This is a genomic window from Bacillus sp. 01N42_2 (assembly GCF_056399565.1).
Map to the genome: position 1 here is coordinate 1 of NZ_JBFTRO010000017.1, position 10,642 is coordinate 10,642.

Sequence of the window (10,642 nt, forward strand, 5' to 3'; positions counted from 1 at the left end):
GAAGACGGCGGTGTCGGCTACAATATGCCGGCTGTGCTGGAACTGACGGGCCCGCTTGACCGCGGCCGGCTGGAGGAGACGTTCCGGCAGCTTGTCGAGCGGCATGAGTCGCTCAGAACGTCCTTTGAAACGGGGCATGACGGCGAACCGGTGCAGCGCATCCATGACAGCGTGCCGTTTCAGCTGGATGAAGCCGAGTCAGCTGACGCATTCGTCCGGCCGTTTTGTCTGGAGGAAGCGCCGCTCTTCCGCGCGGCTCTCGTGAAAGAATCGGACGAACGCCATCTTTTATTAACGGATATGCATCACATTATTTCCGATGGTGTGTCCGTCAACACCTTGATTAAAGAATTCGGCGAGCTGTACGCAGGGCGCTCGCTTGCGCCGATGCGCCTTCAATATAAAGACTATGCCGTCTGGCAGCGGTCGTTTCAGGAGAAGGAAGGATATCAGAAGCAGGAAGCGTATTGGCTGAAGCGGCTGGAAGGTGAGCTTCCGGTGCTTGAGCTTCCGGCTGACAAGCCTCGTCCGGCTGTCAGAAGCTTTGCGGGCGGGAACGTATCGTGCACGCTTGACGCTGAAACGGCATCCGGCCTTCACCGCATCGCCCGCGATCACGGCTCCACTTTGTATATGGTGCTTCTCGCCGCGTACAATACGCTGCTCGCGCGATTGAGCGGACAGGAAGATATCATCGTCGGCTCGCCGATTGCCGGGCGCCCGCACAAAGACCTTGAACCGATTCTCGGGATGTTCGTCAATACACTCGCCATCAGAACGGAGCCGAAGGGGGACAAACGGTTTACCGATTATTTGGCGGAAGTCCGCCAGGCCGCACTGGAAGCGTATGAACATCAGGACTATCCGTTTGAAGAGCTTGTGGAACGGCTCGGCGTGCAGCGGGACACAAGCCGCAATCCGCTGTTTGACGTGATGTTTGTGCTCCAGAATATGGAGCATGAATCCTTGGTTTTAAATGAGCTGCATTTGACTCAAGCTGCGGATACCGGCCATAAAACAGCAAAATTTGATGCCACGCTTTATGCGGCAGAAGGGTCTGACGGCACCATCAGCTTTGATTTTGAATTCAATGCAGATATCTATCAAAAACAGACAATCGAAAAATGGCTTTCTTATTTTACCCGTATTCTTACGAAAGTGATTGAAGACCGAACAATACCGCTTGGTGACATTCACGTGCTGGATGATGCTGAAACAAATCGCGTCATTTATCAATTTAATCAGACTAAAAGCGATTATCCCAAACACGAAACCATCAGCCGTTTATTTGAGCGGCAGGCGGAAGAAACACCTGATGCCCAGGCAGTTGTATATCGCGGACAAATCTTGACATACAGAGAGCTGAACGAACGGGCTAACAGAATTGCTGCGGCGCTCCGATCAAATGGCGCCGGTCCGGAAAGTGTGGTCGCACTATTAACCGGCCGCACAACAGAGCTTGTTTCCGGTATTCTCGGAATATTAAAAGCGGGTGGCGCCTACTTGCCTATCGGTGACGATGTGCCGTGGGAACGGGCTGAATGGATGCTTAAAGACTGCAAAGCTGATATTCTCCTTCAATCTGATAAAGTTGACGGTCTGCCGCTTTCAGGAAAACGTTTATTCATAGAGGATATTCAAACAAAGGCCGGCTTGAGTTCGGAAAATCCCGAACCGCTCGGCGGACCCGAATCATTGGCCTATATGATTTATACGTCCGGGTCAACGGGTGCGCCAAAAGGCGTCATGGTTGAACAGCGAAGCGTGATCCGCCTTGTGAAAAATAGCAATTATATTGATTTCACGCCGAAAGACAGACTGTTGTTTACTTCATCATTAGGATTTGACGTCACGACATTTGAGATATTCGGCCCGCTTTTAAACGGTGCTTCTCTATATGTAAGTGACCAGGAAACCTATCTCGATTCTGATGTTTTGGAGACATTTATACAGCAAAACGGTATAACGACACTTTGGCTTACATCGTCTCTGTTTAACCATTTATCCGAACAAAATGAACATGTGTTTTCGGGATTATCACGATTGATTATCGGCGGAGAAGCACTGTCCCCAAGCCATGTCAACCGGGTTCGGGGAGCACTGCCGCATCTTGCAGTATGGAATGGATACGGACCGACGGAAAACACAACGTTCTCGACATGCTTTTTGATTGAACAATCATACGATCATTCGATCCCGATCGGGCGCCCTGTCGGAAATTCAACCGCGTATATTATAAACGGCAGGGGAACACCGCAGCCGATCGGCGTCATCGGCGAATTATGCACGGGCGGAGACGGTGTGGCAAGAGGATATTTCGGACGTCCTGAGCTGACGGAAGAAAAATTTGTCCCTAATCCATTTGTTCCCGGAGAACGAATGTACCGCACCGGAGATTTAGCCCGCTGGCTGCCGGACGGAACGATCGAGTATGCCGGCCGAATGGATGATCAAGTGAAAATCCGCGGTTATCGGGTGGAGCTGGGAGAAATTGAAGCCGCTCTGAGGAGCTTGGACGGCGTGAAAGAAGCCGCAGTGTCAGTCAGAACCGGACAGTCCGGCAATAAAGAACTGATCGCATACATGAGCCTGCAGGCGGACATGAACATAGAAACAGTGCGTTCTTTACTTTCTCAGCGCCTGCCGAATTACATGGTCCCGTCCTATATGATGGAGCTTGAGAGGCTGCCGCTTACGCCGAACGGTAAATTGGATCGGAAAAATCTGCCTGAACCGGAGCTCGCGCTTCAAACCGCATACACAGCTCCCCGCAATGAGCTTGAAGAACAGCTTTCCGCGATCTGGCAGGAAGTGCTCGGCGCAAAGCAAGTCGGAATTGAAGACTCATTTTTTGAATTGGGCGGCGATTCAATCAAAGCGCTGCAAGTTTCCGCGCGGCTCGGACGCTATGGGTGGAAAATGGCGGCAAGTGACTTGTTCCGCCATCCGACCATTAAGGAACTCGCGCCTCTTATCCGGAAAGCGGAAAGAGTCATCGATCAGCGGCCGGTTGAAGGAGGTATTCCTTGGACCCCCGTTCAGCACTGGTTTTTATCACAGCGGATGGAAAACAGAAATCATTTCAATCAGTCCGTCATGATGTTCAGCTCGGACGCCTTGCGTAAACAGCCGCTCAAAGAAGCTTTGCAGCATCTCGTCATTCATCATGATGCACTCCGGATCACCGTCAGTGTAGAAAACGGAAGTCTCAGACAAATCAATCAAGGCATCCAAAAGGATGAACTGTACAGCTTGGATATATGGGATCTGTCTGAAACGGATTTATGGGAAAGAGAAATAGAAACTGAAGTGGCAACACTCCAACAGCGGATGGACATTGAAAGAGGGCCGCTATTAAAAGCCGGCTGGTTCAAAACCCGGTCTGGGGATTATTTATTCATTACCATCCATCACTTGGCGGTTGACGGAGTGTCATGGCGTATTTTGCTGGAGGATTTATCAGCCGCTTATACTCAAGCCGTAAAAGGTCAGCCGGTTCAGCTTCCGCCAAAGACTGATTCCTTTAAGCAGTACGCAGAAAGGCTTTCAGAATATGCAAAAAGCAGCAAGCTGATGCGTGAAGAAGACTATTGGCGTTTTATTGAAGAAGAAACCGCCGCCGGGCTTCCTTATGAAAAACCGCTGCATCAGACGGGAGCCGACAGCATTCGGCAAACGGTAAGCTTTACACTTTCAGAAGAAGAAACGTCCGTTTTGCTGCAGCAGGTCAACCGGGCCTACCATACCGATACGCAGGATATTCTTCTGACTGCGGCATCCTTGGCTTTACGGGACTGGACAGGAGGCAGACTCCGCATCGCGATGGAAGGGCACGGAAGGGAGCATATCATGCCGGAGCTTGACATCAGCCGCACCGTAGGCTGGTTTACTTCCATGTATCCGGTGCTCATTGACTTGAATACAGCCGGTTCAGAACTTGGGACGGCGGTAAAAACAGTAAAAGACACACTCGGAAGAATACCGGATAAAGGAATAGGCTACGGCATTTTAAAATATATGACACCGCCTGAGCAAAAAACAATTCGGTTCGGACAAGCGCCTGAAATCAGCTTTAACTATTTAGGACAATTCAATGATACAGAAGATCAGCACACGTTCAGTTTATCCGGTCTTGCGAGCGGGCACGACATTACGCCGACATGGCAGCGGGAACAAGCGGTGGAAATGAGCGCGATGGCTGCACAGCACAAGCTTCACTTCAGTTTGAGCTATCCGCCGAGCCGCTTTCGCAAAGAAACGATGGAACAGCTGCTGCAAACCTTACAACAATATTTGCGTGATATTATGGCGCACTGCACCGGCAAAGAAGAATCAGAAAAAACCGTTAGTGATTTTAGCAGCAAAACGTTAACATCTGATGATTTGGACAGCATAGCGAGTTTTGTCGAGGAACTGTAGAAAAAGGCGACGGGGAGATCATAACATGACAAAAAAGAATGCAATTCAGGATATTTATCCGCTGTCTTATATGCAGGAAGGAATGCTTTTTCATTCCCTCCTGCAAAAGGAATCACAGGCTTACGCTGAACAGGCCTCCTTTTCAATCACGGGGAAGGTTGACACCCGCGTGTTTGAAGAGAGCGTCCATGTTCTTTTCGAAAGACATGATATTTTCAGAACGATCTTTATCAGCCAGAACGTGTCCGTTCCGCAGCAGGTCGTATTAAAAGAGCGGAACGTCAGCATCATTGAGGAAAACCTCACCAATTTAAACAAGGCTGATCAAACAAAATATATCGAAGAAGCCAAACGAAGAGACCGTGAGAAAGGATTTCATCTGCAAAAGGACATGCTGATGCGGGTGACGCTGCTGCAAACCGGAGAACGTGAATACACGTGCATATGGAGCTTCCATCACATCATTATGGATGGCTGGTGTCTCGGAATCGTGCTGAAAGAGTTCTTCCAGATATACGCCTCGCGGCTCCGCCGAACACCGTTAACACTTGACCCTGCTGTGCCGTACGGGACCTATATCAAGTGGCTGATGGAGCAAGATAAAGAAAAAGCCGCTTCGTACTGGGAGCGATACCTTGAAGGCTTTGAGCAGCAGACTGTTCTGCCGAAACAGAAAAAAGCCGGCGGCAGCAGACAGGAGGAAGTGACGTTTTCCTTTTCAAAAGGAGACACAGCCAAGCTGAAAGAGCTGGCCGTGAAAGAAGAGGTCACACTGAGCACCATTTTCCACACGCTCTGGGGCATTTTGCTCCAGGCGTACAATCAGACAGAGGATGCGGTTTTTGGTTCTGTCATCTCCGGAAGGCCGTCTGAAATTGAAGGCATCGAGCGAATGATCGGCCTGTTCATTAACACCGTCCCTGTCCGGATCAGCGGAGCGGACATCCCGTTTCAAAAACTGATCAAAAACGTGCAAAAGGACGTTTTGAAAGGGCAGGCGTACAGCTACCATCCGCTTTATGACATACAAGCGAATTCACAAGTAAAACAAGGCTTAATTGACCATATTCTCGTCTTTGAGAATTATCCGGTTGAACAGGAGCTTGACGTGCTGAACAGCGAGGGGGATACGAAAGATCTTTTCCACATCCATGATTTCAGCATGGAAGACGAAACCAATTACAGTTTTTATCTTATGGTGGCGCCGGGTGACGAGATTCATTTGAAAATGAGATACGATTCAAGCGTGTATGACCGCCAATTTATCGAAAATATCAAAGGTCATTTGACACATATTGTTTCCCAGATTCTCGACAAACCTGATATCACGCCGGATAACCTTGTAATCATAACTCCTGAGGAAAAAGAGCAGCTGCTTGCTCCAATTTCTGAAGAAACCGAAAAGCCTGAATATGACACAATTCATGCGATGTTTGAACGGCAGGCCGCACAAACGCCGGATCAAATCGCGATCAAGTATGAAGGCGAGTCAGTGACGTACAAAGAGCTGAACGAATCGGCTAATAAGCTGGCCCGCCTTCTGCAAAAACGCGGGTTAAAGCGGGGGGAGCCGGTAGGCGTCATGCTCGGCCGTTCCTCTTCTTTAGCGGCGGCCGTTCTCGGTATTTTAAAAGCGGGCGGCGCCTTTGTCCCGATAGATCCCGGCAGTCCAAAGGAGCGTATCCGCTATATCATTGAAAACAGCGGCTGCGTCCATGTTGTAACAGAGCGGCATCAGACAGTTCCCTCGGAACAAACGCTGCAAGTTACATACATAGAAGAAGCCGGGACAGAAGCGGACGGAAGCAATGTGCAATCCATTAATACAGCGGACGATCTGCTTTATATGATTTATACATCCGGAACGACAGGGAAACCGAAGGGTGTGCTGCTCGAACATAAAAATATGGCCAACCTGCTTTCTGACCAATTGACGAACACAGACATTGATTTTTGCACAAATGTGCTGCAGTACGCATCTGTGGCATTTGACGTCTGCTACCAGGAGTTATTTTCAGTACTCTTGAGCGGCGGCACTCTTTGTATCGTGCCGGAATCAATCAAACGAGATGTTTCTCAGCTGTATTCGTTTATCGATCAGCATAAAGCGGAAGTGGTATTTTTCCCGACTGCCTTTGTCAAAATGCTTTTCAATGAAGATGATTATGCACAGTCTTTTCCCCGCTGTGTGAAGCATGTCATTACGGCCGGAGAGCAGCTGACCGTCTCGCGGTTGTTCAGGCAGACGCTCCGTTTACACGGTATGCATTTGCATAATCATTACGGGCCGTCAGAAACCCATGTGGTTTCAACGTATACGATTTCTCCGGGAGATGACATACCTGAACATCCGCCGATCGGGAAACCGATCCATCATAACAAAATGTATATTTTCAGCAAAAACAGACAGCTTCAGCCTCTCGGAATTGCTGGAGAATTGTATATTTCCGGAGCGAATACAGGAAGAGGCTATGTGAACAATCCGGCGCTGACCGAAGAGAAATTTTTGCCGGATCCGTTCAGAAAGGGTGCCGTCATGTACCGTACCGGAGATTTGGCAAGACTGCGTGCGGACGGCCAAATTGAATACATCGGCCGGACAGATGATCAAGTGAAGATCAGAGGGTACCGGATTGAACCGAAAGAAATTGAAACCGTTCTGGCAAATCATCATGCCGTGAAAGAAGCTGCCGTGCTGATTCAAACGAATGAGTCGGGCGAAAATGAATTATGCGCCTACTGCAGCGTCTCACAAGCAACTGATCCTTCTCAGCTGCGGAGCGATTTGGCGAAAGAGCTGCCTGATTATATGATTCCGGTTAAATGGGCTTTTGTTGACGCGATTCCGCTCACTGCAAACGGAAAAGTCGACCAGCGTGCCCTTCCGGAAGCTTCGGGGTACGCCGCAGGCCGTCAATACACGGCTCCCCGGAATGTGACGGAGCTGAAACTGACCCGGATATGGGAAGAAGTGCTTCAGAGCGGCCCGATCGGTGTTCACGATCACTTTTTCGAGCTTGGCGGCCATTCATTAAAGGCGACGGCGCTCGTGGCAAAAATAGCCAAAGAGTGCAGCGTGCAAATTCCGCTGAGCGATGTCTTCAGCCATCCGACCGTAGAAGAACTCGCCAATATCATCAGCGAAGCAGAAGAGAATCCGTTCGCCTCTATAGAAAAAACAGAAACGAAAGAAACCTATCCTGTCTCATCCGCCCAAAAACGGATGTACGTCCTTCACCAGCTTGAAAATGGAGGAGTCAGCTATAACATTCCAGCCGTTTTAGAGGTGAAGGGGCCGTTTGACCCAAACAGGATAGAAGCCGTGTTCAAGGAACTGATCCGGCGGCATGAACCGCTAAGAACGTCCTTTGAAGAAAAAGACGGCCGGCCGGTGCAGAGGATTCATGACGAGGTTCCGTTTGCATTTACACAAGAACAATCAGCTGAAGCGTTTATCCGGCCGTTTGACCTCGGCAAAGCGCCTCTTTTCCGGGCCGGATTTGTCCAAATTGAAAAAGACCGGCACCTGCTTTTAGCTGACATGCATCATATTATTTCAGACGGCGTATCCGTCAACCTTTTGATACGTGAATTCAGTGAACTGTATGCTGGGAGAAGTCTGCCTCCGTTACGGATTCAATACAAAGATTATGCCGTTTGGCAGCAATCATTCATGGCCGGCGCCGCATACAAAAAACAAGAGGAGTACTGGCTGAACCGTCTTGCCGGGGTGCTTCCCGTACTTGAATTGCCGGCTGATAAGCCGCGTCCGCCGGTGCGGAGCTTTTCCGGTGACCGGGTGTCATTTGTCATCAGCGAAAAACATACGGCACAGTTGAAAAAGCTGGCGAAAGAAAACAAATGCACACTTTATATGACACTGCTCGGTGTGTACACCGTTCTGTTAGCCCGTTTAAGCGGACAGGAAGATATGATTATCGGGTCTCCGATTGCGGGAAGGCCTCATGCCGATCTCGATAGCGTTCTGGGCATGTTTGTCAATACACTTGCAGTCAGGACGCGCCCCGCAGGAAGCAAGACATTTAAAGATTATTTGCAGGAGATTCGTCAAACAGCGCTTGAGGCCTACGAACATCAGGATTATCCGTTGGAGGAACTCGTCGATAAGCTCGGTGTGCCGCGGGATATGTCCAGAAATCCGCTGTTCGATACAACATTTGCGCTGCAGAACATGGAACAGCAAAAGCTTAGGGCAGACGGGCTTGAACTGCAGCCGGCAGACATCAGCCTGCCGATTTCTAAATTTGATATGTCACTGTACATCTCGGAAAATGCTGGGGAATTGTACTGCCAGTTTGAATACAGTACCGATTTGTTTGAGAGAAAAACGATTCAAAAATGGGCGGGATTTTTTGCGACACTTGCCGAAAACGCCGCTGCTGATCCAGGATTGGAATTAGACGATATTTCCGTCTTATCAGAAAAAGAAGAAATGTCCCTGCTTCATGATTTCAGCCCCTTGCAGAAAACAGCGTTTCCGCTTGAGCAGCCTCTTCATGCTCTGTTGGAACAGCGGGCGGAGAAAACGCCGGACCGTCCGGCAATTTTAACTGACGACATTTCGATTACGTATCAAGAGCTGAACGAAAGGGCAAATGAGCTTGCGCACCAGCTGATAAAGCGGGGGATAAGGCTGGAGGATAAAACCGCCATCATGGGCCGGCGTTCTCCTGACATGCTGATCGGCATTTACGCCATCTTAAAAGCAGGCGGTGCATATCTGCCGATTGATCCCGATTACCCGAAAGAGCGGATTCGCTTTTTACTGAAAGACAGCGGCGTAAGATTCTTACTTGCGGAACCGGAACTTTCGGCCGCAGATCTTTTTGACGGAGAGATCATATCGCTGAAAAGCGGGCAAACAGGAAACCCGGAAGCCGCGGCCAACCCGAATGTTCCCGTAAAACCCGATTCATTGGCTTATATTATCTACACATCCGGTTCTACCGGACGCCCAAAAGGCGTGCAGGTTGAACATCAGTCAGCTGTAAACTTTTTATACTCGCTGCAAACGCGTTATAGATTAAGTGATTCTGACATCATTTTGCATAAAACATCATACTCTTTCGATGCTTCGATTTGGGAGCTGTTTTGGTGGCCGATCGCGGGAGCTTCTGTTTTCCTTCTTCCGCAAGGCGGCGAGAAAGACCCTGAAATAATACTGAACGCACTGGAGAATAACCGCATAACGGCGGCCCATTTTGTGCCTTCCATGCTTCATGCTTTCTTGGAATATATAAATTCCAGAAAACAGTCCGTCAAAAAGACCAGCTTAAAAAGGGTTTTTGCCGGCGGGGAACAATTGGGCCCGCACCTGGTTTCCCGTTTTTATGACCTTCTGCCGAAAACGGAATTGACAAATTCCTACGGACCGACAGAAGCGACTGTGGAAGCCTCGTACTTTGATTTACGGCGAGGAAGTGAATTTCATAATGTTCCGATCGGCATTCCAGGACATAACATGCGGCTGTATGTTTTAAATCAAAAGAAACGGCTTCTCCCGCCGGGATGTATCGGAGAGCTGTACATCGCGGGGACAGGGGTGGCCCGGGGCTATTTGAACCGGCCTGAACTGACGGCTGAACGTTTTCTCGATGATCCGTTTTATCCGGGAGAGCGCATGTATCAGACGGGCGATATCGCACGCTGGACAGAAGACGGGCTAGTCGAATGGCTCGGCCGTTCAGACGGACAGGTGAAAGTCCGCGGTTACCGGATTGAACCGGGAGAGATCGAAGCTGCTCTCCGGCGCATTGACGGCATTCGTGAGGCGGCAGTCACCGCCCGGACTGAACACGGCGAAACCGCGCTTTACGCCTATATCGAAGGACGGGGAAGCGATGACGTGCGGGCGGAGCTTGCGACACGCCTTCCGGCCTACATGGTGCCGGCTCAGTTTATAGAAATGAGCGAGTGGCCGGTCACACCGAGCGGAAAGCTTGACCGCCGCGCGCTGCCGGCTCCTGACGGAGCGGCAGGCAGACAGGCGTACACCGCACCGCGAAACGTCACGGAAATGAAGCTTTGCGCCCTTTGGGAAGAAGTGCTGAAAAACGGCCCCGTCGGCATCCGGGATCACTTTTTTGAGCGGGGCGGCCATTCGTTAAAAGCGACGGCTCTCGTCTCCCGCATCGCCAAGGAGTTCGGCGTTCAGGTGCCGTTACAGGACATCTTCGCCCGGCCGACGGTGGAAGAGCTCGCT

General features: G+C 50.1%; 2 protein-coding genes. Both read left to right on the top strand.

Annotated elements, in window-relative coordinates; translation table 11 throughout:
* Positions 1–4,419 (top strand): amino acid adenylation domain-containing protein (locus tag AC1DN5_RS18885; protein WP_476982776.1); only part of this gene is annotated, 4,419 nt, incomplete at its 5' end.
* A gap of 25 nt (positions 4,420–4,444) precedes the next feature.
* A partial coding sequence (locus AC1DN5_RS18890) for an amino acid adenylation domain-containing protein (protein ID WP_476982777.1) occupies positions 4,445–10,642 on the top strand: 6,198 nt, incomplete at its 3' end.